The following is a 23,929-nucleotide window of genomic DNA, read 5'->3' on the forward strand; positions in this document are numbered from 1 at the left end:
CTCACGCTCGGTTTGATGCGAGATTTGCGTCCTGATCCGTCATCTTGACATGACACGGGGCATTACACACCGAGGGGTCATCGTCACGGATGGGTCGATGACAAACAGGACGCGCTGGGTCGAACGGCACTTCCATGGTCTGGCCGGAGGGCGGGCCCCGATCGGGGAGGGCGCTTGTCAATGCCCGTCCGGTTCAACCAATGGTGTCAAAGTGACACACTCCGCGATGGATATATTGATTATAGGGAATCACGCCGTTCGTCGCGATCCCGCAGGGTAATGATTTGCCAGTGCCGCTGTCTGGCGAGGTCAGCCAGTACCGGGTCCGGGTCGACGGCCACGGGGTTGTCGACCCGTTCAAGCAGCGGCAGATCGTTTTGAGAGTCACTGTAGAAAAAGGCGCCCTCAAGCGAGACGTCATGCGCCTTGATCCAGTGTTCCAGGCGGGTGATCTTGCCCTCGCGAAAGCTTGGGGTGCCCGCCACGCGCCCGGTGTAGCGATTCCCCTCCATCTCGGGCTCCACGGCGATCAGGTGCTCAACGCCCAGCCTTTTGGCGATGGGGCCGGTCACAAAGCGATTGGTGGCCGTAATGATTAAAATCAGATCACCGCGGGCCCGATGCTGCTCCAGAAGCGCTTCGCCCATGGGCAAAATGATGGGATCGATACGATCTTTCATGAAGCGGCGGTGCAGCTCGTCAAGCTCTGCCATGCTATGGCGGGTCAGCGGCTCGAGTGCAAAGGCCAGATATTCGTGGATATCCAGCGTGCCGGCATCGTAGGCGCGATGGAAGCGATCATTTTCACGACGGAAATGATCACGATCGACAATGCCCTGTTCGACCAGAAAATCGTTCCAGGCGTGATCGCTGTCGCCGCCAAGCAGTGTGTTGTCGAGATCAAAAATGGCCAGCGTCAAGGGCAAGGCTCCCATCAAGGGCAAGGGTCGGTTTGTTTAATTTCATTATTACAAAGATGACCACGCTTTAATATGCGCACGCAACAACTCGCATCTGCCTGCGCGCAGCATATTGATGCGCTTTCGCGCTTTGTGGAAGAATGCCTGTAATCTATTTTCAAAAGGTGGCAAGTCGTGATCGATCCCGACGGTTTCCGGCCCAACGTTGGCATCATTATTGCCAACTGCGGTGGTCAGGTGCTGTGGGCACGACGGGTAGGACAGAATGCATGGCAATTTCCACAGGGTGGGATCAAGGAAGATGAGACACCTCATGACGCCTTGTATCGAGAACTGAAAGAGGAGATCGGCCTGCATCCCGATGACGTCGATATACTGGCCTGTACGCGTGGCTGGCTGAGATATCGACTGCCAAAGGGACTGATTCGCACCCATTCGCGTCCGCTTTGCATTGGCCAGAAGCAGAAGTGGTTCCTGTTGCGTATGCGCTGTCAGGAATCAAGCATTTGTGTGGATACCACGCCCAAGCCCGAGTTTGACGGCTGGCGATGGGTCAGTTACTGGTATCCTCTGGGTCAGGTAGTGTCTTTCAAGCGTGACGTCTATCGGCGCGCCCTGCGAGAGCTGGCGCCGCGTCTGCCAGGAGAGAGCTCGGTGGATGCGGCCGGCCAATAGCGGCCATTGACGTGTCCGTTCGTCTGTTGTGTACAGGCGAGCGGGCATGGCAGATATACAGGGATGAAAATATAACGCCATGCTCGAAATTCTTCGCCGCATCGTTCAGGAGGTTAATGGCGCCCGCAGCCTGGATGCGGCGCTGTCGATCATTGTGCGGCGCATACGCAAGGCCATGCAGACCGACGTTTGCTCGGTGTATCTGCGCGATGACGAGCGTGACTGCTTCATTTTGATGGACACCATCGGCCTGAATGCCTCGGCCATCGGTCAGGTCACCCTGAAGCCGGGGGAAGGGCTGGTGGGCCTTGTCGGCCAGCGCGAAGAGCCTCTCAACATCGAGGAGGCGCCGTCGCACTCCCATTTTCGCTACTTTGCCGAAACCGGTGAAGAGCGCTATTCAAGCTTTCTTGGCGTACCCATCATTCATCAGCGTCGCGTGCTGGGCGTGCTGGTCGTGCAGCAGCGCGAAAAGCGCCAGTTCGGCGAGGGTGAAGAAGCCTTTCTGATCACCATGGCAGCCCAGCTGGCCGGCGTGCTGGTACATGCCCTGTCAACCGGTGCGCTGGCGCGACTGAGTGACACCGGCACCCAGGCCCTTCTCAACGGTATTGCGGCGGCGCCCGGCATGGCCATCGGGGAGGCCTTTGTGGTAGTGCCGTCGGCCAATCTGGAGGCCGTGCCCGAGCGTGTTCCCGATGATATCGAGGCCGAGGTCATCCGGCTGCGTGAGGCCATCGACTGCGTGCGTCATGATATCCGCCAGGCGGCGGAGCGGCTGGCCAGTCGCATTTCGGCGCAGGAGCAGGCGCTTTTTGATGTCTACCAGCAGATGCTGGGGGACGCGGCGCTGGGCAATGAGGTCGAAAAGCGTATCCGGGAAGGGCAGTGGGCGCCCTATGCGCTGTCGCGGGTAGTACAGCGCCACGTCAACTATCTCGAGCGCGTGGATGATAACTATCTGCGCGAGCGCGCCGCGGACATTCGCGATCTGGGGCGTCGCGTTCTGGCGCATCTGCAAAAGGACAGCAACGCCCGCAAGCCGGTCTATCCCGAGCGCACCATTCTGGTCGGTGATGAAATCAGCGCCGCACAGCTGGGTGAAATTCCGCGCGAGAAGCTGGCAGGGCTGGTAGCGCTGCGCGGCTCAAGTACCTCTCATGTGGCGATTCTGGCCCGGGCCATGGGAATTCCGGCCGTGATGGGCATGAACGACCTGCCCATTTCCCGACTGGCCGGCACGCCCATGATCGTGGATGGCTACCGCGGTCGGCTGATCCTGCGTCCGCAGCCGGACCTGCTGGTGCGCTATGAGAGCATGATCGAGGAGGAGGAAGCGCTTACCTCGATGCTCGAAAGCGAGCAGTCGCTGCCCAGTGAAACCAGCGACGGATTTCGGATTCGGTTGATGATCAATACCGGGCTGGCCGTGGAGATGAGCGGCTCACCCGCGGCGCGCATTGATGGTGTAGGGCTTTATCGCACTGAAGTGCCTTTCATGATGCATCAGCGCTTTCCCAGCGAGAAAGAGCAGACGCGGATCTATCGCGAGCAGCTTCAGGGGTTTGCGCCGCTGCCGGTGGTCATGCGAACGCTCGATATCGGCGGTGACAAGTCGCTGCCCTATTTCCCTATTGAGGAAGACAACCCATTTCTGGGCTGGCGTGGCATTCGGGTGACGCTGGATCACCCTGAAGTGCTGATGGTGCAGCTGCGGGCCATGCTCAGGGCCGCCGAGGGCCTGGATAACCTTCGTATCCTGTTGCCCATGATCACCAGTGTTGAAGAGGTCGATACTGTCTCTCGCCTGCTGGATCGCGCCATACAGGAGATGCGTGATGATGGCGTTCAGATTGAGCGTCCGCTCTTGGGCGTGATGCTTGAAGTGCCCGCGGTGATCTATCAGCTGGAGGCGCTCGCCTCGCGCGTTGATTTTTTCTCGGTGGGCAGCAACGACCTGATTCAATATCTGCTGGCCGTGGACCGCAACAACGCGCGTGTCTCCGGGCTTTATGATGCCTGTCAGCCTGCAGTGCTCAGGGCGCTGGATTATATCGCGCGGGAAAGTCGGCGCCTGAACATTTCTGCCTCGGTCTGTGGCGAGCTGGCGGGAGACCCGATCGGCGCGCTGTTGTTGATGGGCATGGGCTATCGGGTGCTGTCGATGAACGCGCCCAATCTTTCACGGGTGCGCGCCGCAATACGTCGCGTGTCGATGGAAGGGGCGCAGGGTCTGGTCAGCGATGTGCTGGCGCTGCACTCCCTGACCGAGACGCGCGAGCTGGTTTATCAGCGCATGAAGGAGTGGGAGCTGGCCCATCTGCTGCCGCCGCGGGACTGATTCAGACGCTGGAACGTGTCATTTTGACCCCTGCCCCTCGTGTGTCGTGGCGACTCATGTGTCGTCGTGACACACGCCATCTGCCTGATCAGCATTGTCTGTTACTGGCTGTCTTCATAAAAGCATGTGTAAAACAATGGCTTGAATCTTTTAATTATGGTGGCCAGTGTTGGCACGATCGTTGCTTTTGTCTCAGGCAATGACGTCAACAGACAGTGGCTGACCATGGTTAAAAAACTTGAATGGATCAACGTCCTGAAAGGTCTCGGCATCATGATGGTGGTGTATGCCCACATGACGTCCGGCTTTGTGCGGGATTTTTTCTTTTTGTTTCACATGCCGCTTTTTTTCATCATTGCCGGCTATCTCTTCAGGCCCTGCGCCGATCTCAGGGCGTATCTCGGCCGCAAGAGCCTGCACCTGCTGGTGCCTTACGGCTTTTTCATGGCGCTTTTGTACGCACCGTCCCTTTATCAGGCGCTGGGTGATGAGAAGGCACTTTCCAGTGCGCTGCTGGCGATGGTACTGGGTGGGCGGGATCTGGAGTCGGGGCTGTCGCCATTCTGGTTCGTGACCTGTTTCTGGGCCACGCAGCAGCTGGTCAATGTACTGATGACGCGGCTGTCATTGCGCACCACCGGCATCATCATGCTGGGCATGCTGGGCCTTGCCATGGCGAATCAGTATGGGTTCAGAGAGCTCTGGCTGATCGGCAACCTCAACGTGGTTTTAATGGCCGCGCCCTGCTTTTATCTGGGGCATCTGGTGGCGCATTACCGGATTGATCTCGAAAGGCCGCGCGTGCTGCTGCTGACCGCAGGGATTAGCGTACTGTCGATGTGGTGTGTTCACGCCGATCCACATTTCACGATGGACATGAAGTATGCCGATTACGGAGTGCCGGTGTTGAGCCTTCTGGGCGCGTTTGCCATTACGCTGGTGTTGATGGCGCTGTCGCGACAGCTTGCGCGCCTGCCGCTCGTTGCCACCCTTGTGGGGCTGGTGGGAGAAGCCTCCATGGTGATCATGTTTGTGCACCTGAGCATTCAGGTCACACTCGATCAGCATGGCATGGTAGAGGCGCTGGCGCCGCGCTGGTGCCTGATGATGACCTTGCCGGTGCTGATGTATCTGCTGGTGCGTCATAACGGCTGGACACGGCTAATGTGTCTGGGGGACCCCACGGTATTGTCCGAACGGCGCGCTCGCCGACATGAGCAGCGCCAGAAAGGGTATGCGCTGGCGTCCAGTCAATACTGAGAGGATGTCCTGATCTCCTGGTGGAATAATGCCAGATCAGGGGGCTACCGATCTTCCAGACGACGATAGAGCGTCTTGCGGCCGATCCCCAGAATGTCGGCGGCACGGCGCTTGTTGCCATCTACGGCGTCAAGCACGCGTTGAATGTAGCGCTGTTCCATCTGCTCAAGACTGAGCCACTCCTGGGTCTGAGCGTCATGGCCTTCGAAAGTGCCGGCCGCCTGGCGGAAGCGTTCAGGGAAGTCATCGGGTTCAAGGACATCTGCCTGGGCCAGGGTGACGGCGCGTAAAATGGCGTTGTCCAGCTCCCTGACATTGCCGGGAAAGGGATAGGCCCACAGCAGTGACAGGGCCGAAGGCGATAGCGTCATGGGGGGGCGTCCCTGTTCCCGGCGGTAGCGTTCGATAAAGTGCTCCGCCAGCAGGGGGATGTCATCAGGGCGCTCACGCAGCGGCGGCAGGGTCAGGCTGAAGGTCTCAAGTCGATAAAACAGGTCCTCGCGAAAAAGCCCTGCCTCGATGCGCTCCGCGAGCGCGCGGTTGGTGGCCGCCACGATGCGAATATCGATCTGCTGCTCCTCTTCACTGCCCACGGGTCTGACGCAATGGGTTTGCAGAACGCGCAGCAGCTTGGCCTGCAGGGCCGGCGGCATGTCGCCGACTTCATCAAGAAACAGCGTTCCGCCATGCGCCTGCTGAAACAGGCCGCGGCGATGGGCGATGGCCCCTGTAAAGGCGCCCTTGACGTGGCCAAAGCACTCACTTTCCATGACATCCGGGGCGATGCTGGCACAGTTGACGGCCACAAAGGGACCGTCCCTGCGAGGGCCTTCCCGATGCAGGGCATGCGCCAGCAATTCCTTGCCGGTACCGCTTTCTCCCAGAATCAGGACGGCGGCCTGTTGCGTAGCAAGCCGGCGCGCCTGCTCAAAAAGGGCGGACATGGCAGGCGTGCAGCTGGAAAGCTCGTCCAGATGAAAGGTCTCGCGATGCTCACCGACCTGATGGCGATTTTGCAGCACGCGCCGTTGGCTCAGCCGAGCGACGCTGGCGCGCACCTGATCAAGATCCAGCGGCTTGGTCAGAAAATCGTCGGCACCGCGCTGCAGGGCATCCACGGCCTGTTCGATGCTGCCAAAGGCGGTAATGATGATCACGGCGGGTCGGTCGGGCTGCTGTGCCAGTGACGCCAGCAGCGCCATGCCATCCATGCCCGGCAGTCGGATATCGCTGATGATGACGTCAAACCTGGTGGTTTCAGACAGCCTCATGGCCTGTTCGGCGCTGTCGACACCGGTGACGATATGGCCGGCCTCCTCGAGCTCCTCGGTAAGGAGTTCGAGAATGGCCGCATCATCCTCGACAATCAGGATCTGATCAGTCATGGCCGTAATTTCCGTGGCATGGCATCCTCGGTGTGGTCCGTGTTTTCCATCCTGTCGTTATCAAACGTTGTGTCCTCGGGCGTGATGGCGTCCGGCGGCAACAGGGTTTCGGCGGGCAGGGTGATCACGAAGGCAGCACCGCCCATTGAACTTTCTTCCAGCGTGATGTGGCCGCCGTGATCTTCCACCACGCGGTGTACGATCGTCAGGCCCATGCCGCTTCCCTTGCCGGCACCGCGGGTGGTGTAGAAGGGGTCAAAGATCTGACTGCGGTGTCTTTCGTCAATGCCTGGTCCGTTATCCTCAAGGCGCATTACCACGCCAGTGGCTGAGTAGTGCGCTGAAATAACCACGTCATCACCGCCGGCCTGAAAGGCATTCTTGATCAGATTATCCAGCAGTTGCTGGAAACGCTGTCGATCCACGGTAATGGCATCCCTTGGGGGGAGATGTAGCGCAAGTCGTGGATGCGCCTTCTCAAGATGCAGGGCATCGCGGGCCAGCCGCTCGGCCTCATGGATCATCTCTCCCAGGGAGCATTGCCCTGGATGCAGCGTGTGGCGACGGCCCATGTCCATCAGCTGACGGATGGTGGCCTCCATGCGCCGGGTTTCGTGGCGGATTCTCGTCAGGCGCTGGCGGGCGTCATCGGGCAGGTCATCGCGGCGCTGCAAACGTTGAACCTGTCCATCAATGACCGTGAGCGGTGAGCCAAGTTCATGGGCCACCCCTGCGGCCAGTACGCCAATTTCTGCCAGTCGTCGGGATTTTTTCAGGCTGCGCTCCAGTGCAAGCTGCTGCTGCTGCTGCGCGCGGACCTCCTGTTCCTTGTGGGCCACGGCGTCGAGCATGGCATTGAACGCCTCCCCCAGTTCGCGAAATTCCCGGGCACCCCCGGGCGTCATGCGGTGCAGGCGATTCCCGCCCTGAACGGCCTTCATGCTGCGATAGAGGCGGTTAACCGGACGGTTCACATAGCGGCGAAAGCCCCACCACACCATCAGCACGACCAGAATGCCCACAGCCGCGGCCAGCAGCAGGGCCACGGTGGTCATGAGACTCATGTAGCGCTCGATGCCGGTGGTCAGCCGGTTGATCTGCAAAATGCCCAGCACGTCACCCTGAGCGTTCGTCATCGGCAGCAGATAGGTATAGAAGCTCTGTCCGCTTTGCTGTGAATAGCCTTCTGCTTCCCTGGCCGTGCTGATCGCCTTTTGCAGCATGGCCGTGTTCTGCAGACCGCCGGCGAGGCCGACGCCGGCAATCTGCTGACCGGACGTCGACAGGACAAAGGCGCCATAGAGTCTTGAAAGTGAAAAGGTGGTGCTCAAGCCTTCCTGCAGGGCCTGCGGGTCATGATGGGAAAGCGCTCGGGTCAGGGGCAGGCGTAGCCCATGGGCAATCAGTCGCACCTCTTCCTGCTGGCGCTTTTGCATGTTGTCTTCCAGTACCCACAGGGCCACGGCACTGAACGTGACCAGCGTGAGTAGCAGGGGGCAAATGATGGTCATCAATATGGTGGTGCGCAGTCTCATAACGGGCCCCTGGTCGTCAGGCGGCTACCTTAACGCGCCCGACACGGGCAGACGAGCATTGGTGTAAAGGCGCGAGGCCTGATGGCTTCATGGTAGACTCGCCGCTGTCGTTGGCATCCCCCGAAAAGGGGCGGTGTTGTCGGGTCTGATAGGCTCCTGTGCAGGGAAGGTTGCATGTTTCATCATCCGCAGTTTGATCCGGTAGCGGTCTCGCTTGGGCCGTTGGCCATTCACTGGTATGGCCTGATGTATGTGGTGGGGTTTGTCGGCGCCTGGTGGCTTTCCCGCGTGCGTGCGGCGCGGCTTGGGCTGACAAAAGACCAGGTCGGCGACATCATCTTTTATGGCGCCCTGGGCGTCGTGCTGGGCGGGCGTATCGGATACGCGATTTTTTACGGCTGGGAGCAGGTTCTGGCCAACCCGTTCTGGATCTTCAAGGTCTGGGAAGGGGGCATGAGCTTTCATGGCGGCCTTATCGGCGTGCTCATCGCGTCGCTGCTTTATGCGCGACGTCATCAGCTGACCTTTTTTCAGCTCACCGACTTTATTGCACCGATGGTGCCCATCGGTCTGGGTGCCGGGCGACTGGGCAACTTCATCAATCAGGAGCTTCCCGGACGGGTAACGGATGTGGCCTGGGGCATGGTGTATCCACTGTATGGCCCCGAGCCGCGTCATCCTTCCGAGCTCTATGAGTTCGCCCTTGAAGGTGTCGTGCTTTTTTGCATTCTCTGGAGCGCCTCGCAAACGCCGCGTCGGCGCGGACTGATCTCGGGACTGTTTCTGATCTGCTATGGCACCTTTCGCTTTTTTGTCGAGTTTTTCCGCCGGCCCGACCCGCAGCTTGGCTTTATCGCCTTTGACTGGTTGACCATGGGTCAACTGCTGTGCGTTCCCATGCTGCTTCTGGGCGCGGTGCTGGTCGTCTGGTCGCGTCGTCAAAACGTTGACGACGCGCGTTCTTCTTCACAGGTATAAACGGTTCAAGTACATGCAGCCCTATCTCGAACTCATGCAGCAGGTGCTCGATCATGGCGTGGAAAAGCATGATCGTACGGGCGTGGGGACGCGCGCCATTTTTGGCCATCAGATGCGTTTTGATCTCTCGCAGGGCTTTCCGCTGCTGACCACCAAGAAGCTGCATCTGCGCTCGATCATTCACGAGCTTCTCTGGTTTTTAAGCGGCGATACCAATATTGGTTATCTCAAGGACAATGGTGTTTCGATCTGGGATGCCTGGGCCGATGATGACGGCGAGCTGGGCCCGGTCTACGGCTATCAGTGGCGCAGCTGGCCCTCGCCCAAAGGCGGAGAAGTGGATCAGATCAGCCGGGTCATCGAGCAGATCAGGACCAACCCCGATTCGCGGCGCCTGATCGTCTCGGCCTGGAATCCGGCGCTGGTCGATGAGATGGCGTTGCCGCCCTGTCATGCGCTTTTTCAGTTCTTTGTGGCGGATGGCAAACTCTCCTGCCAGCTTTATCAGCGCAGTGGCGATATCTTTCTGGGAGTACCGTTTAATATCGCAAGCTATGCGCTGTTGACCCACATGGTGGCTCAGGTGTGTGATCTGGCACCGGGGGAATTCATCCATACGCTGGGTGATGCGCATCTCTACAGCAATCACATGGAGCAGGCGCGTCTTCAGCTCACGCGTACCCCAAGGCAAAGGCCCACGCTCAGGCTCAACCCTGAGGTGAAGGACATTTTTGCCTTCCGCTTTGAAGACATCGCCATCGATGACTATGACCCCCACCCGCACATTCGTGCCCAGGTGGCCGTGTAATGCGACCGGAGAGCGATAAAATGCAGGAAACACTGGTCCCCATTGCCATGATTGCGGCGGTTTCACGCAATCGTGTGATCGGCGTCGAGGGCAAGCTGCCCTGGTATTTGCCCGAGGATCTGAAGTTTTTCAAGGCAGTCACATTGCACAAGCCGGTGGTGATGGGACGCGCTACCTTTACCTCCATTGGCAAGGCGCTGCCCAACCGTCTCAATATTGTGGTGACACGCAATACGAGCTTTGAGCATCCCGGCGTACGGGTATGTCATGATCTGGAAAGCGCGCTGGCGCTGGCAGACGATCAGGCCATGATTGAAGGCAATGAGGAGATCATGGTCATCGGAGGGGGCGAGATTTATCAGCAGGCACTGTCTTGCGCTTCCCGACTTTATCTGACAGAAATTGATGTCGAGGTGGAAGGGGATACCCATTTCCCTTCGCTGGATGAGCACTGGCAAGAAGTGGAGCGGGTAGCAGGCTCGCCCACTGAGGGGCAGCCCGGCTACGATTTTGTGCGCTATGAAAGAAACGACGCTGCACAGGCCTGATACTGGCTTGCCGGATGCTGGCTGCAGGTCCCATAAAATAATGTATGGTTCGATGGTGTCGAAGACAGACACCATCATGAAAAGGCTTGGGAGATGGGCGTGAGCGATCGTTTAGATGAAGTGTTCAGCACGCTTGAGCAGCAGGCAGGCGATCTGAAAGCACGTCTGGAAAGTGCAGGAGCCCGTATTCGGGAGCTTGAAAGCACCAATCGGGAACTGATGGCTCGCTTGACACGCATTCAGCAGATGTCGGGTGCCGACCCTGAGCCCCCGTCTGCGCAGCCTGAACTGACGGAGAGTCCTTCAGAGAGCGTTGCCATGACTGCAGAGGGGGCAGAAGCCGGCAGTACGGAGGCGCCCGATAGTGATGTCTCTCGTTTGCCCATCTCCGAGGTGACAGCAGAACCCGACGCCTTGTCGCCGGCGCCAGATGAATCAATCCCGCCTACAGAGCAGAACATGTCCGAAGTTGTTGAAACCGCACCGATTGAGCCTGCTCAGGAAGAGATCTCTCCTCAGGCGCTTCTCAAGCAGTGGTATCGTCGCTATCCCAAAACCTTTTTCGAGCGTCATACCCGGCCGCTGGCCATCGGGATTCACGAGGCCCTTTCGGCTCGCGAACCTTACAATGAAAAGCTGATTCGCCGGGCGCTGGCGGGCTATGTCAACCTGCCGCGTTATCTCAAGTCGGTGCGGGTCAATGCCGCACGTATCGATCTGGAAGGCCAAGAGGCCGGCCGGGTTGAAGAAGAAGATGCCCAGCATGCAAAGGAGCAGCTCAAGCGCCTGCAGGATCGTCAGCAGGAGCGAGAGGCCGAAAAGCAAAAGCGCAGATTGGCACAAAAGATGTCCGAGCTGGCCCATCTGCATCAGCGTTAAATAAAAAAATGGAAGACATTAATCGTTACGCTGCAAACTAAGTGGCATGTGTTTTGCCAATAAAACTTTGTATGATGTAACGCTTTGATGTTTTTTGTTTTTACCAAAAAGAGCGCCCGAAAGGGCGCTCTTTTTTTGATTACGAAAAAGAAGATGTCATATAAAAGTAATGGTTTTATCCCAAAATACCGGCCTGAGAGCGGCGTTCTAGTCCAATAGTAAAAAGAACGGAAACGCTGTTTTTTTCTTGTTGCGTTAGTGAAAACGCCGTTATAAGGTAGCCCGGCGAGCAACAAACAATAAAAGCTCGAACGCCACCGGCGTCGGGCATCTGCCACGGCAGACAATCGAACAGTTAGCCAGTTAAGGAAAAACCAAGATGAAAAAGACGCTCTTAGCGACTGCGATTGCCGGTGCGCTCGGCACGATGGCGGCTGGTGCCCAGGCGGCCACGGTTTACAATCAGGACGGTTCCAAACTGGACGTTTACGGTAACGTTCAGCTGGGCTGGAAAAATGTTAAAGATGGTGATGGTGATTATAACGACGAAATCTTCGACAACGGTTCCACTGTCGGGTTCCGTGGCGAACACATCATTAATCCGAACCTGACTGGCTATTTCCGTGCAGAGTTCGAATTCAACGCCGACCGTCAGAAAGGTTATTATAATCAGGGCGGCTCGAATTCCAATGGTTCCGGCCTGTCCAAGGGTGACCAGGCTTATCTTGGTCTGACTGGCGACTTCGGTGATGTTCGCATTGGTTCCTGGGATGACCTGCTGAATGACTGGGTTCAGGATCCCGTTTCCAACAACGAATACTTCAGCAACACGACCAGCGGCAGTGACATTGGTGGCTCCACCTATCGCGAAGCCAACAAGGTTACTTACACCTCACCAATCACTGGTGGTCTGCAGTTCGCAGTTGGTACTCGTTACTTCGGCGACGCTGAAAATACGCAGGAATTTCAGGACCAGTACCTTAACGGCACTGTAGATTTAGACGATGATGGTAACCCGATCAATGGTGATCAAAACGGCAGATTTGTAGTCGATGACGGCGGTAGCGCTGCCATGTTTGGTGGTTTGCGTTACATGGTCGGTGACTGGACTCTGGCTGCCGTTTATGACGATCTGAAAAACTTCAAGTACATCACTACAGACGGTGATGAGCATGACTACGGTCAGCAGTTTGGTCTGAATGCCACTTGGCAGATGAGTGATGACCTGCGCGTAGCTGCCAAATGGGAAAAGGTACACGGCCAGTGGGAAGACGATGCCGATGCTGACCGCTACGGCATTGGTGCTCGCTACAGCTATGGCTCGGGCGATCTGTACGGTTCTTACCAGTATGTCGATGCCGAGCGCAATGCTGTTGCCCTTACCGATCCGGACTCCTTCGCCGGTGTCGATCAGGGCAGCGACAAGAGCTACAACGAGTTTGTGCTTGGCGCAACCTATAACCTGAGCAGCCAGATGTATGTCTGGCTCGAAGGCGCCAAGTATGACCGTGAAGCCAATACAGGTGACGGCTTTGGCACTGGTATCGCTTACAGCTTCTAAGCGCCTGTCCTGATCGTCCCCGTGACGCTTGCGACATATAATGAGCCGGCCTCCTTTGGGAGGCCGGCTTTTTTGATGCCGATTATCAGGCGCTGTACGCTCCATCCAAATGAGCGAGAGTAGGAAGGCGTGCCTTTTTCTGCGATGCCTTCACAAGGCATGACGCGTACAATGCCGCGGTTGTTGACCGGTTTGTTTGACAAAAACGGGGTTTTCAACAGCGCCGGGTCAGCGGTACTGCACTATGCTTTTGGCACTTCATTACCGATATTGACGGTGAGTCCGCCATCATGAGCACCGCTTTCATGACGAAGGCCCTTGATGGAACAGAAACAGGAGAAGGGCGTGTTACTGCGTGAACTTTCCATTGGCGGTGTCTTCATCAGTCCGATGCTGCTGTTTGCGCTGGTGTCTCTGGTGATTTCGGCGTTGCTGCGAACCATGATGCACAAGGCAGGTCTGACACGCTGGGTGTGGCAGGAAGCGTGGTTTGACGTCAGTCTGTTCGTGATTGTGCTGGCCGTGGTGACCTACCTTTCAAGTCATGTGTTGTAGAAGCGAAATCTGAATGCGCACGATTATTAGAGTTTTCATTACGCTGGTGCTGGCCGCCATTGCCATCGCGCTGGGTGTCTGGCTGTGGCAGTATTACATGTATACGCCCTGGACGCGCGACGCCCGCGTTCGCGCCGATATCGTCACCATCGCCCCCGATGTCTCGGGCTGGGTCATGGATCTCGATGCCCATGACAATCAGCAGGTAAAGGCCGGCGACGTACTCTTTACCGTCAATCACGAGCGCTACGAAGCGGCCGTACGTCAGGCCGAGGCGACGCTTGCCAATCGAGAGTACTCGTACCAGCTCAGCGAGCATGAGTATGAGCGCCGCCGCAATCTGGGCAGCAACGCCATCAGTACCGAAGATCGCGAAACCGCGCGACTCAATGCGCAAATTGCGAAAGCTCAGCGTGATCTGGCACAGGCGCAGCTCGACAGTGCCCAAATTGACCTTGAGCGTAGCGTGGTGACCTCACCGGTGGATGGCTCGGTCATTAATTTGCATCTGCGCCAGGGCAACTATGTCAGCCAGGGCAATGCGCAGATGTCGATCGTGCGCAATGGCTCCTTCTACATCACGGCCTATTTCGAGGAGACCAAGATTCCCTCGATCGATATCGGTGATGGCGCCAGTGTCTGGCTGATGGGCGGCGACCAGGAAATGCATGGCCACGTGGCCAGTATCGGTCGCGGGATCGCCAATACCAATACCACGCCCGATGGGCAGCTCCTGCCGCAGGTGCAGCAGACCTTTACCTGGGTGCGTCTGTCCCAGCGAATTCCCGTGGATATTGCCATCGATCATATCCCCGACGGCGTTTATCTGAGCTCGGGCATGACCGCCAGTGTGCGCATTGACGACCCGCATCAGAAGGATGACGGAGTGGATGGCGTGCGCCCGCACGGTATGGGCAACGCCGGTGAGCAGGCCCGTGATCCTGATATTCCGCCGGCGGTGGCCAGTGACGCCGAGCAGCGGGATCCCTGATCATGGCTCTTGGCCCCTGGGCGCGCGTTTACCTGACGCCGGACATCAATACCCTCAAGTTTGCGACCAAGGGCCTGGTGGCCATGACCCTGGCGCTTTATCTCGCCATGGAAATGCAGCTGGACCGGCCCTATTGGGCGCTGATCTCTGCAGTCTTCCTGCAGATTCGCCCCCAGAGTGGACTGGTCATCGAGAAGGGCTTTTGCCAGATCGGTGGCACCGTGATTGGTGGGGGCATCGGGATTTTGATCATGGCGCTGAGCATGCAGATGCCGGCCATGGCATTGATGCTTCTGATGATCTGGATCTTTATCTGTGCCACCTCCTCGGCACTGACCCGTAACTTTAACCTGACCTACGGCTTTGCGATGGGGGCGGCCACCGCCATTCTTGTCGTGGTGCTGACCATTGTGAACAACAACTCGAGTCAGGGCGTTTTTGATATTGCCGTCGCGCGCGTCAGCGAGATCGTGCTGGGCGCGACCTGTGCCACGCTGGTCAGCATGCTGCTGTGGCCCAATCGGGTTCGACACATTATTTATAGCCATGCCAATACGGTAATCGACCAGACGTTCAAGGCGCTCGTCATGCATCTTGACGCCAGTGTCTCGATGGCTGATGCCCGTGCGCAGATCATGTCCGCGCTGGAACAGGCATTGACGCTTAATAATGACAGCAGTGCCGTGGTCTATGAAGGGCCGCACGGCCCGGGGCGTGCCCGGGCGGCCTACCTTCTGTCGCAGCGGGCGCTGTCCATGATGGCTGAAATGCAGACCTACGCACGTCTGGTGCGCGAGCACCCGACGCTTTCCAGCGAGGCGTTCGAAGAAGCCCTCAAGGACATTCGCGACACCATGGAGCGGGTCCGTTCGCGCCAGACCTATAGCGAGCGCAAACGCGAAATCAACGCTCTGCGACAGCGTATTCAGAAGGCCGAGCTGCACCGCCATGGCACGCCGCTGGCAAGGCGCATGGCCCAGGGGCTGATGATGCTGCTGGGCTATGCCAGCGTGATGGTCGAGGCGCATCACGCCATCAATGACGCTGAAAATACCCGACTCAAGGCGCCGCGCCTGTCACGTCATCGTGACTACATGCCGGCGCTGACCATCGGCATTCGATCCAGCCTTTTGTTTGCCATCGGCTCAATCATCTATGTCGCGACCCAGTGGGGCTCCGGGGTGCTGATGATGGTCTTGCCCGTGATTTTCGGCACCATGTTTGCCTCTTTTCCCTCCCCGACGGTCATGTTGAAAAACGTCATGAAAGGGGGCGCTGTCGGCGCCATCGCCGCGTTGGTGTTTGGTAACATCCTGCTGGCACAGGCGCCTCATGAATACCTTATGCTGATCATGGTCTTCGGGGCACCGCTCTTTCTGGGTTTGATGGCGCTCAATAACCGCCCGGTTCTGGCCAATGGGCTGGGTTTTTGCATCATCTACACCATTCTGACCATGCCCAGTAACAACATGGCCTTCGACATCAGCAGTTTCATGGACCGCACGCTGGCCATCGCTCTGGGACTGACCATCCTCTATACCGTTTTTCGGGTTATCCCTTCTCCCAATGCACTGGTGCTGCGCCGGCGTGTCATCCGTGCCATTACCGATGACATGAACCAGCTCTGGGCGCGTTCCTGCAGGCATTCGCGAGAACGGGCGGCCGACTGGTTCAACGGACGCATGGTGGAGCGCGTACAGCGCCTGGCCAACTTTGACAGCCAGTTGCCGGAAGATCAGCGCTATCTGCTGGATCTGGGCATGACCGGTCTGAATCTGGGGCACCTGATTCTGGCCAACTACCGTCGTGTGGTCAGTCTGGATGATACGCCATCGACCCGGGAAGCCCTGAAGCAGTGGCAGACCGCACTTGCCCATGCCTATCAGGCCTGCGCCTGGGGAGATTTCGATGAGCGCTTCACCGACGCCAGTCAGGCGCTTTTGAGTCAGCTGCGCGCCTCCGGTGAAATGGAAGAAGAACAGATCGAGCTGGTCGAGGGCATGATCAAGCGTCTGGATATCACGCTGCATCGCTTTGCAAAAATGAGCAGCAGCCGCGATCAAAGTGATATCGACCGCGTACTGCAGCAGCCATTGTAAAAAATATCGCGGTGACCCATGACGGTCTCGGGCGGTGCACGATAGTGCACCGCCTTTTTAATGCGTGACCTTTAATCCGCCAGCACTTCGAGGATATCCCGGAAATTACTGCATGGCGCTGGAGCGCCGTCCAGGCCCCGCGGTAAAAGGCTTAGCCTCCCGGCCGCGCTGAACGCAAAAAGGGGCCGATTGCGATCGGCCCCTTTGATGATTTTTGACGTGCCAAAAATAGAGGGTGTTCCCTGATCCGAACCGGTCAGGGTTTATAGGTCATCCGGGTCACGGCTTTCCAGATCCGGGCGAGTACGCTGCGGGTCGACGTGATCACCGCCTTCGGGCTCTTCAAAATCAAGTGCCTTGATGTTGGCCTCGATCCCTTCCTCGTCGGCTTCGGTCACCTCCAGCTCGTTTTCAAGCTCGGCTTCCTTTTCCTCAAGAAGGCGTTCGTCTTCATCCAGCGCGCCGGTCTCTGTCAGATCGGCGTACTCGTCATTTTCATCGGGCAGCACAGAGGCATTTTCCGTAGAGCCCGTGCCGTCATTGATATCTTCCAGATCCCGCGTCCATGCATCCGTTTCCGATGTGGCGGCGGTCACCTCACCGCTGTCACGTGCCGGGCGGTCATCAGTGGGGCCCTTCTTTTGCTCATCCATGAGTACTCTCCATCGTTGTCAGGGGATGATCGACATCCATTGCCCTGAGTCTAGAACATTGCAGGCCATTACCCCTCGTTGATGTGGTGGCTCGTGTCCTTTTCTTCAACGCCTTCTTCCAGATGAGCACAGTGGCTGGGCCAATCAATGCCATCGATGTCCGGACAGACGAGACCTTCGAGTATCTGATGCACGGCAAAAGCCACCGCGATAGCGGCCAGTGGCCCTACGCTGCGAGGGCGAGTCTGAGCGATGCCGATGGATGATGGCCGTTGACGCAGGGCAGTCGCAGACGCAAGGGTGTCCTTCAACGGGATCGGAAGATGATGATTTGGCTCCGGCCGTTTAGAATAGTCATTCTTATCGGGCACTTGAGGAAAAATCCATGGACGACCTTTCTACTACAAGCGTGGTTGCTGCAGGCGTCGTTGTGCTTGAAGGAGAGCATATTGTGGCGGCTGGCTGCGATGAGCAGGCTGCGATGGCCAGCGTCCCGCAGGCGTGGCAGGCCAGTCCTCTACTGCAATGTGTACCGGCCTCCATGAAGCTGGTGCGACAGGTACAAAAACGCGGCAGCGTGCCCTATGTCGTCGTTGAGGGCATGCTTTGTACCATTGACGATGTTGATGCCCTTCTGGAGTCCGATGACGTCACTGAAGTACCCGGCCATCCCGAGGTGGAACAACTTCTGTCGCGCACGGGCGCGCTGGTGGCAGACAATGATGAAGAGGAGGTTGAAAGCACCGGCTGACCATGGGGCCTGCGCGGCTTTAATCCTTGACTGCCCACTTTCAATGTCGTGATGTATCCATGCCTGAGACACCAATGAACGCGACCTCCCGCATCCGCACGGATGTGTCTGATGCGCCACTGTGGCTGTTTGGCTACGGTTCGTTGATCTACAAGACCGGTTTTGCCTTCAAGGCGCGTCGACCTGCCAGCATCAGGGGATGGACGCGTCGTTTCTGGCAGGGCTCACATGACCATCGCGGTACGCTCGAATGGCCGGGCCGGGTGGCCACCCTGGTACCGCGGGAAGATGCCGTCTGTCATGGCATGGCCTATCTGATTACGCCTGATGTGCTCGAAGGACTCGATGTCCGGGAAAAAAACGGTTATCTGCGTGTTGTGACTGATCTTTATTTTGATGACGGTGAGCGCAGTGAAGCACTGGTTTACATGGCCACCGAAGGCAACGAAGCCTGGCTCGGGGAAGCCTCGGCACTGGAAATTGCCCAACAGATTTCGACGGCGGTCGGCCCCAGCGGCCCCAATCGCGACTATCTGCTGATGCTGGCGGACTCGATACGCGATATGGGCCATGACGATGCCCATGTAGAAGCCATCGAACAGGCGTTACTGGCACTGGAGGCGGGGATAGATCGATCATGATCCGTGACGATATGCCCGCCTGCAAAAAGGACCGCATCCGCGGTCCTTTTTACTGCAGGCTGTATCCCTCATGGCGACAGGCGTTCATGCGCTGTTGCAGACCCCGCTAGAAGGTTTCCCATTCATCCTCGTCACTGGTGACACGTGTACTGCGTGCTGGCGTCGTGGGAGCAGGGGCCTTTGCCGGCGACAGTGCAGACTGTCTGGTGACCGGTGCGGCGGGTTTGTCAGTGTCGGGCGTTTCGGAGATTCTGGTCATCTGCCTGATGGGATGTGCAGACTTTGCCGTATGAACGTTTGAGGCCTTTGGTTCGGTCTGCAGGCCAGGCTCTTCAGGGAGCACGAAGAGGTCAACCGAATCACGCAGTGCGTGCGCCTGACGCTCCAGCTCGCTGGCTGCCTGGGCTGCGTTTTGCACCAGTTCGGCGTTTTGCTGCGTCACCTGATCGATCTGTGAGATGGCCTGATTGACCTGAGTGATACCGCTGCTTTGTTCCTGCGATGCCGAGGCAATTTCACTGATGAGGCCGGTAGCACGCTGGACGGACTCGACAATGCCCTGCATGGTCGTGCTGGCCTGCTCCACCAGGGTCGAGCCGCTGTTGACCCGCTTGAGAGAATTATCGATCAGCTCGCGGATATCGCCGGCCGCGCTGGCTGAGCGACCCGCCAGTGCCCGTACTTCACCGGCCACGACGGCGAATCCCTTGCCCTGCTCACCGGCCCGCGCGGCCTCGACAGAGGCATTAAGCGCCAGAATGTTGGTCTGAAAGGCAATCGAGTCAATGAGGGCAATGATATCGCCCATCTGCTGTGAACTCTGACTGATCCCTTCCATGGTCTGCTGTACTTCGACAATGACCTCGCCGCCGCGCTGCGCCTGATGTGACGCTTCCTGAGCCAATTGGCTGGCCTGACGGGAGTTTTCGGCATTTTGTGACACGGTGGCCGTCAGTTCTTCCATGCTGGCTGCCGTCTGCTCGAGCGAGGCAGCCTGCTGTTCGGTACGGGCGGACAGGTCGGTGTTGTCGCGGGCAATCAGGCGCGCATTGTCGTTAATGCGGTGGCTGCCCTGGCGCACGGTATTGACCGTATGAGAGAGGCTGCGCTGGGTGCTGGAAAGGGCATTGAAGAGTCGACCGATTTCGTTGTCACCGCGCTGTTCGGCGGCCATGGAAAGGTCGCCTTTCGACATGCGTTCAAAGTGGGTGACGAGTCGCTTGAGCGGATTGATGACGTTGACGGTTACCCCCCACATCACCACGGCACTGACGAGGATCGCCATCACGATGGCCAGCACCATGATCGTTCGCAGCACCTGCGCCGTGGTTTCAAAATCGGCTCGTAACTGACTGTTGCGACTGCCTTCCTCGGCCATAAGCTGCAAAAGGGTGGACTGGCTATAATGAAGACCATAAAGCCCGAGGGCGCTGACCCCCATGATCAATGCCACGAAAACGGCAATCACCAGTGTCCAGCTTGTTTTGACGGTCATGTCATCGATCAGCTTCATGTTCGCTCTACACCCTTATTGCAGTCGAGGGGGGTTGCCTGATGATGCCGTCTTATCGGCCATGACTGATAAACCTTAAGCCAATGGAACTTATGTTATGGGATAATGTTTAAGGTCACTTCAGGAAAATGCATTGAGGCCGTTATCAACGAAGCAGGCTCCAAAGAGATGATGGACCAACCATGACCGTATCCTACGACCGCAAGGGTGCCCCCTTACAACAGTTGCTGCGCAGCGCAGCGCATGCCACTGACTGTGCCCGCAGCGTTTTTTACGGCACCTGTGGTGACGTCATGGCCGGTTATGGAAGTGGCCTGACCGTTTCTTTATCGCGCGACAATATCGCCATGCTGTGTCATTTGATTGACAGCAGCAGTGAAGGATATTTATCCCTTGAGGATGTTCGTCGCACCGAGGCGCCCCTGTCGGACCTGCCCTGGCCGGAAGGCATTGCCTTTGCGGCACTGAACGTCGTGCGCTCGGAACGCGATGAGCTGCTGGGCCTGCTGATGGTCTGTGACGTGCGTCCTCGGCGGGGGTTGAGTACGGCGCAGTGCTACGTGCTGCATACGCACGCCGCCCAGCTTGGCCGTCATCATGACTGTCAGCAGATTCGTGAACCGATCGATATTGTCAATACCAGCGGGCGTGAACGCCTCAGGCTGCTGGAGTCGGTTGTGGTCCATGCCAACGATGCCATCCTGATTACCGAAGCCGAGCCGTTCGGCCTGCCCGGGCCGCGCATCGTCTACTGCAACGCCGCCTTTACTCGCACGACCGGTTATAGCGAAGCCGAGGTGCTGGGCAAGACCCCACGTATTTTGCAAAACGGGAAGACCGATCGCGCCACGCTGGACCACCTGAGAGCAGCGCTGGAAAAGTGGCAGCCCGTGGAAGTCGAACTCTTGAACTCCCGCCGTGATGGCAGTGAGTTCTGGGTCGAGCTCAGCATTGTCCCGGTGGCCAACGAAAAAGGGTGGTTCACTCACTGGATCTCGGTGCAGCGTGACATCAGCGAGCGTAAGCGCGCCGAGTCGATCGAGCAGCAGGCACGCCGGGCGCAGGCGGAAAACATGGCGCTGGAGGCAAGGCTGCTGGAGCGTCAGCGTATCGAACAGGAGCTGTCCTGGGCGGCGACCCATGACAACCTGACCGAGCTTTACAATCGGGCCTGGATCATGGGTCGGCTGCGCGAGCTGCTTTCAAGAACGCCACCGTCGCAGCCTGAAGCCGCCGTACTGTTCATGGATCTGGATCGCTTCAAGCTCGTCAATGACAGTCTCGGTCATCGCGCCGGCGATCAGCTGTTAATGGACATGGCGCGCCGGCTCGAATCCTGTCTGCGCAGCGTCGATACCCTGGCCCGCGTTGGCGGGGACGAATTCGTGGTGCTGATCGAGGATGTTTCGCCGGGGCGGGCCGCCGGTGAGGTGGCCCATCGCATCGCTCAGTGTCTGCAAAAGCCCTTCAGAATTCAGGGGCAGAATATCTTTTCCTCCAGCAGCATCGGGATTGTGCTGCTGGAGGCGCATTACCACACACCCGAAGAGCTGCTGCGTGATGCCGACACCGCCATGTATGCGGCCAAGGAAGAGGGCGTCGGGCGCTATGTTTTCTTTACGCCCTCGATGCGTGCAAGCGTGGTCGAGGCGCTGGCGCTGCAAAATGATCTGCGCCATGCCATGAAGCGTGACGAGTTTACGCTGTGCTATCAGCCCATTCATGAGCCGCATTCGCGGTCGATCAGGGGCATCGAGGCCCTGTTGACCTGGCAGCATCCCCAGCGTGGCAGGGTGGCACCGGAAGTCTTTATTGGCATGGCCGAGGAGCTTGGTATCCTGCGGGATATCGGTCACTGGGTCGTTCATGAAGCCTGTCAGCAGCTGGCGGTCTGGCGTCGGGCGTATCCCGAGGTCTGTGACCAGCTGACGCTGAACATCAATGTCTCGGCCCAGGAGCTCAAGCATCACAGTTTCAAGAGTGATCTGGTGTCGGCGCTGGAAAGCAGCGGGGTGCCCGCGCATCTACTGCAGCTTGAAATCAACGAAGGCGTTTTTCGTTATCACCCCGACGTTATCGGTCAGATCCTGCATGATATCCGCGCACTGGGCGTGAGCATCGTGCTGGATGACTTCGGCACCGGCTATTCGGCGCTGAGCTATATTGATCAGTACGAGATTGACGCCATCAAGGTGGATCGCGCCTTTGTGCTGCGCATGGTCCTTCACAAGCGCTCCATGGCAATCATGCAAAGTCTGTTGTGGCTGGGCAGGACCCTTGAACTGGACATCGTGGCTGAAGGTGTGGAAACCCTGGAGCAGTTACAGATGCTGCAGCGTCTCGGGTGTCCGCTGGCGCAGGGGTATTTTCTTTCTCGCCCGATGACCCCCGATCAGATTGATCTGCTGCTGGCAAAACGTGACTCGGCGCCTGCCGGGGCTCGCTCGGCATTGCCGCGTTTGACGCCCTGGCCTATGCCCGACGCTGATGCGGGCGGCTGTGCCTGACCAACGGCCCATACGTGGAACGATCGTCGTCAGCGGTGAACAGGGCATTTGGCCGGCATGAGACGCTGATGCAATACGTTGATGCAGCAGGGCATGCATAAAAGGGGCGGGACAGCATCTTCGCTGTCCCGCCCCTTTATGATGGCCAGTGACGCCTGTGCACTGGCGCTCGATCAGTAGTGAATGACCGTGCGGATCGATTTGCCGTCATGCATCAGGTCAAAGGCTTCATTGATCTGTTCCAGCGGCATGGTATGCGTGACGAAGGGATCAAGGTCAATCCTGCCGCCCAGATAGTCATTGACCATGCCCGGCAGCTGCGAGCGACCCTTGACGCCGCCAAAGGCGGAGCCTTTCCAGACCCGACCGGTCACCAGCTGGAAGGGACGGGTGCTGATCTCCTTGCCGGCGCCTGCCACGCCAATGATGATGCTCTCGCCCCAGCCCTTGTGACAGCACTCCAGCGCCGAGCGCATGACATCAACGTTGCCGATGCACTCAAAGCTGAAGTCCACGCCGCCATCGGTCATCTCGACGATCACTTCCTGGATCGGACGATCATGATCCTTTGGGTTGATGAAGTCGGTAGCCCCCATGGAGCGTGCCAGCTCGAACTTGTCCGGATTGGTGTCGATGGCCAGGATGCGTGAGGCCTTCGCCTGAACGGCGCCCTGAATGGCCGCAAGCCCGATGCCGCCGAGACCGAAGATGGCGACGGTATCGCCTTCCTTGACCTTCGCAGTGTTGTGCACGGCACCGATGCCGGTGGTCACGCCACAGCCCAGCAGACACACCTTTTCCAGCGGCGCTTCTTCGTTGATCACGGCCAGTGACACTTCGGCAACGACCGTATACTCACTGAAGGTGCTGGTGCCCATGTAGTGATAGATGGGCTCACCGTTGTAGGAAAAGCGCGTGGTGCCATCCGGCATCAGCCCCTTGCCCTGGGTGGCGCGAACGGCCGAGCACAGGTTGGTCTTGCCGGAACGGCAGAACTTGCACTCGCCGCATTCGGCGGTGTAGAGCGGGATGACGTGATCGCCCGGTTTGACGCTGGTCACGCCTTCACCGACGGCCTCGACGATACCGCCCCCCTCATGGCCCAGTACGGCCGGGAAGATACCTTCCGGGTCTTCACCGGAGAGCGTAAAAGCATCCGTATGGCACACGCCGGTATGCGTAATGCGCACCAGTACTTCGCCCTTGCGGGGCGGTTCAACGTCGATTTCAACGATTTCGAGCGGTTTGCCCGGCCCGAAGGCGACAGCAGCACGTGATTTCAAGTGACTCTCCTTGAGGTTGCGAAGGGTTTGATGATCGGACCACAGG

20 protein-coding genes are annotated in these 23,929 nt (G+C 58.2%); 14 read left to right on the forward strand and 6 right to left on the reverse strand.

The genetic code is table 11. The annotated features are described in order from the left end of the window. Positions 1–239: 239 nt before the first annotated feature. Positions 240–920 carry an HAD family hydrolase gene (locus ACUN8C_RS04530; RefSeq protein ID WP_445621111.1) on the reverse strand — a complete coding sequence of 227 codons (681 nt, stop codon included), beginning with the start codon at positions 918–920 and terminating at the stop codon, positions 240–242. 174 nt (positions 921–1,094) lie between these two features. Between ACUN8C_RS04530 and ACUN8C_RS04535 the strand changes: the two genes are divergently transcribed. The 3 genes from ACUN8C_RS04535 to ACUN8C_RS04545 all read left to right on the forward strand — a co-directional run bounded on the left by ACUN8C_RS04535 (position 1,095) and on the right by ACUN8C_RS04545 (position 5,196). Next, on the forward strand, positions 1,095–1,595 hold the full coding sequence (locus ACUN8C_RS04535; RefSeq protein ID WP_445621112.1) for an RNA pyrophosphohydrolase: 501 nt from the start codon (positions 1,095–1,097) through the stop codon (positions 1,593–1,595). Between the two features lie 79 nt (positions 1,596–1,674). Continuing rightward, the gene (gene ptsP / locus ACUN8C_RS04540; protein ID WP_445621113.1) at positions 1,675–3,936 is read left to right on the forward strand and encodes a phosphoenolpyruvate--protein phosphotransferase; all 2,262 of its coding nucleotides are present in this window, start codon (positions 1,675–1,677) and stop codon (positions 3,934–3,936) included. A gap of 225 nt (positions 3,937–4,161) precedes the next feature. Further along, on the forward strand, positions 4,162–5,196 hold the full coding sequence (locus ACUN8C_RS04545) for an acyltransferase family protein (RefSeq protein WP_445621114.1): 1,035 nt from the start codon (positions 4,162–4,164) through the stop codon (positions 5,194–5,196). Between the two features lie 44 nt (positions 5,197–5,240). On the opposite strand, the gene ACUN8C_RS04550 is transcribed toward ACUN8C_RS04545, so the two are convergent. Both ACUN8C_RS04550 and ACUN8C_RS04555 read right to left on the reverse strand, forming a co-directional pair. After that, positions 5,241–6,581 carry a sigma-54-dependent transcriptional regulator gene (locus tag ACUN8C_RS04550; protein WP_445621115.1) on the reverse strand — a complete coding sequence of 447 codons (1,341 nt, stop codon included), beginning with the start codon at positions 6,579–6,581 and terminating at the stop codon, positions 5,241–5,243. Then, entirely contained in the window at positions 6,578–8,116 is a 1,539-nt protein-coding gene (locus ACUN8C_RS04555) for an ATP-binding protein (protein ID WP_445621116.1), read from the reverse strand. Before ACUN8C_RS04555 ends, ACUN8C_RS04550 begins: the two co-directional genes overlap by 4 nt. Before the next feature lie 174 nt (positions 8,117–8,290). Between ACUN8C_RS04555 and lgt the strand changes: the two genes are divergently transcribed. The 8 genes from lgt to ACUN8C_RS04595 all read left to right on the forward strand — a co-directional run bounded on the left by lgt (position 8,291) and on the right by ACUN8C_RS04595 (position 16,535). After that, entirely contained in the window at positions 8,291–9,094 is an 804-nt protein-coding gene (gene lgt / locus ACUN8C_RS04560; RefSeq protein WP_445621117.1) for a prolipoprotein diacylglyceryl transferase, read from the forward strand. Between the two features lie 13 nt (positions 9,095–9,107). Further along, on the forward strand, positions 9,108–9,902 hold the full coding sequence (locus ACUN8C_RS04565) for a thymidylate synthase (RefSeq protein WP_445621118.1): 795 nt from the start codon (positions 9,108–9,110) through the stop codon (positions 9,900–9,902). A 20-nt stretch (positions 9,903–9,922) separates the two neighbouring features. Continuing rightward, positions 9,923–10,450 carry a dihydrofolate reductase gene (locus ACUN8C_RS04570; RefSeq protein ID WP_445621119.1) on the forward strand — a complete coding sequence of 176 codons (528 nt, stop codon included), beginning with the start codon at positions 9,923–9,925 and terminating at the stop codon, positions 10,448–10,450. A 99-nt stretch (positions 10,451–10,549) separates the two neighbouring features. Beyond that, complete coding sequence (locus ACUN8C_RS04575; RefSeq protein WP_445621120.1) at positions 10,550–11,329, forward strand: ProQ/FINO family protein; 780 nt, start codon at positions 10,550–10,552, stop codon at positions 11,327–11,329. Between the two features lie 379 nt (positions 11,330–11,708). Further along, a complete protein-coding gene (locus tag ACUN8C_RS04580) occupies positions 11,709–12,890 on the forward strand; it encodes a porin (RefSeq protein WP_445621121.1) in 1,182 nt (393 codons plus the stop codon). A 321-nt stretch (positions 12,891–13,211) separates the two neighbouring features. Next, positions 13,212–13,445 (forward strand): DUF1656 domain-containing protein, encoded by a 234-nt coding sequence (locus ACUN8C_RS04585; RefSeq protein WP_243409230.1) that lies wholly within the window; start codon positions 13,212–13,214, stop codon positions 13,443–13,445. 13 nt (positions 13,446–13,458) lie between these two features. Beyond that, on the forward strand, positions 13,459–14,436 hold the full coding sequence (locus tag ACUN8C_RS04590) for an efflux RND transporter periplasmic adaptor subunit (RefSeq protein WP_445621122.1): 978 nt from the start codon (positions 13,459–13,461) through the stop codon (positions 14,434–14,436). Between the two features lie 2 nt (positions 14,437–14,438). After that, complete coding sequence (locus ACUN8C_RS04595) at positions 14,439–16,535, forward strand: FUSC family protein (RefSeq protein ID WP_445621123.1); 2,097 nt, start codon at positions 14,439–14,441, stop codon at positions 16,533–16,535. Positions 16,536–16,798: 263 nt separating this feature from the next. Here ACUN8C_RS04595 and ACUN8C_RS04600 read toward each other — a convergent pair whose 3' ends face one another. Beyond that, positions 16,799–17,188: a hypothetical protein gene (locus ACUN8C_RS04600; protein WP_445621124.1), complete on the reverse strand. Its 390-nt coding sequence runs from the start codon at positions 17,186–17,188 to the stop codon at positions 16,799–16,801. Between the two features lie 385 nt (positions 17,189–17,573). Between ACUN8C_RS04600 and ACUN8C_RS04605 the strand changes: the two genes are divergently transcribed. Together ACUN8C_RS04605 and ACUN8C_RS04610 are read left to right on the forward strand one after the other, a co-directional pair. Next, positions 17,574–17,939 carry a hypothetical protein gene (locus ACUN8C_RS04605; RefSeq protein ID WP_445621125.1) on the forward strand — a complete coding sequence of 122 codons (366 nt, stop codon included), beginning with the start codon at positions 17,574–17,576 and terminating at the stop codon, positions 17,937–17,939. Between the two features lie 74 nt (positions 17,940–18,013). Continuing rightward, positions 18,014–18,580 carry a gamma-glutamylcyclotransferase gene (locus ACUN8C_RS04610; protein WP_445621126.1) on the forward strand — a complete coding sequence of 189 codons (567 nt, stop codon included), beginning with the start codon at positions 18,014–18,016 and terminating at the stop codon, positions 18,578–18,580. A 106-nt stretch (positions 18,581–18,686) separates the two neighbouring features. Here the strand turns inward: ACUN8C_RS04610 and ACUN8C_RS04615 are convergent, their stop codons facing one another. Beyond that, positions 18,687–20,093, reverse strand: a complete 1,407-nt coding sequence (locus tag ACUN8C_RS04615; RefSeq protein ID WP_445621127.1) for a methyl-accepting chemotaxis protein — start codon at positions 20,091–20,093, stop codon at positions 18,687–18,689. Between the two features lie 182 nt (positions 20,094–20,275). Here ACUN8C_RS04615 and ACUN8C_RS04620 point away from each other — a divergent pair, with 182 nt between their 5' ends. Beyond that, positions 20,276–22,600 carry a putative bifunctional diguanylate cyclase/phosphodiesterase gene (locus ACUN8C_RS04620; RefSeq protein WP_445621128.1) on the forward strand — a complete coding sequence of 775 codons (2,325 nt, stop codon included), beginning with the start codon at positions 20,276–20,278 and terminating at the stop codon, positions 22,598–22,600. 173 nt (positions 22,601–22,773) lie between these two features. Here the strand turns inward: ACUN8C_RS04620 and ACUN8C_RS04625 are convergent, their stop codons facing one another. Further along, positions 22,774–23,883, reverse strand: coding sequence for an S-(hydroxymethyl)glutathione dehydrogenase/class III alcohol dehydrogenase (locus ACUN8C_RS04625; RefSeq protein ID WP_108843233.1), 1,110 nt, complete (start codon positions 23,881–23,883; stop codon positions 22,774–22,776). Between the last annotated feature and the right edge of the window lie 46 nt (positions 23,884–23,929).

This window comes from Kushneria sp. Sum13 (assembly GCF_052692355.1).

Bases quoted from the DNA above. Each gene is read 5' to 3' on its own strand.
- ptsP (WP_445621113.1), top strand. From the start codon at position 1,675: ATGCTCGAAATTCTTCGCCGCATCGTTCAGGAGGTTAATGGCGCCCGC.
- ACUN8C_RS04545 (WP_445621114.1), top strand. From the start codon at position 4,162: ATGGTTAAAAAACTTGAATGGATCAACGTCCTGAAAGGTCTCGGCATC.
- ACUN8C_RS04550 (WP_445621115.1), bottom strand. From the start codon at position 6,581: ATGACTGATCAGATCCTGATTGTCGAGGATGATGCGGCCATTCTCGAA.
- ACUN8C_RS04555 (WP_445621116.1), bottom strand. From the start codon at position 8,116: ATGAGACTGCGCACCACCATATTGATGACCATCATTTGCCCCCTGCTA.
- lgt (WP_445621117.1), top strand. From the start codon at position 8,291: ATGTTTCATCATCCGCAGTTTGATCCGGTAGCGGTCTCGCTTGGGCCG.
- ACUN8C_RS04565 (WP_445621118.1), top strand. From the start codon at position 9,108: ATGCAGCCCTATCTCGAACTCATGCAGCAGGTGCTCGATCATGGCGTG.
- ACUN8C_RS04570 (WP_445621119.1), top strand. From the start codon at position 9,923: ATGCAGGAAACACTGGTCCCCATTGCCATGATTGCGGCGGTTTCACGC.
- ACUN8C_RS04580 (WP_445621121.1), top strand. From the start codon at position 11,709: ATGAAAAAGACGCTCTTAGCGACTGCGATTGCCGGTGCGCTCGGCACG.
- ACUN8C_RS04585 (WP_243409230.1), top strand. From the start codon at position 13,212: ATGGAACAGAAACAGGAGAAGGGCGTGTTACTGCGTGAACTTTCCATT.
- ACUN8C_RS04590 (WP_445621122.1), top strand. From the start codon at position 13,459: ATGCGCACGATTATTAGAGTTTTCATTACGCTGGTGCTGGCCGCCATT.
- ACUN8C_RS04595 (WP_445621123.1), top strand. From the start codon at position 14,439: ATGGCTCTTGGCCCCTGGGCGCGCGTTTACCTGACGCCGGACATCAAT.
- ACUN8C_RS04600 (WP_445621124.1), bottom strand. From the start codon at position 17,188: ATGGATGAGCAAAAGAAGGGCCCCACTGATGACCGCCCGGCACGTGAC.
- ACUN8C_RS04605 (WP_445621125.1), top strand. From the start codon at position 17,574: ATGGACGACCTTTCTACTACAAGCGTGGTTGCTGCAGGCGTCGTTGTG.
- ACUN8C_RS04610 (WP_445621126.1), top strand. From the start codon at position 18,014: ATGAACGCGACCTCCCGCATCCGCACGGATGTGTCTGATGCGCCACTG.
- ACUN8C_RS04615 (WP_445621127.1), bottom strand. From the start codon at position 20,093: ATGAAGCTGATCGATGACATGACCGTCAAAACAAGCTGGACACTGGTG.
- ACUN8C_RS04620 (WP_445621128.1), top strand. From the start codon at position 20,276: ATGACCGTATCCTACGACCGCAAGGGTGCCCCCTTACAACAGTTGCTG.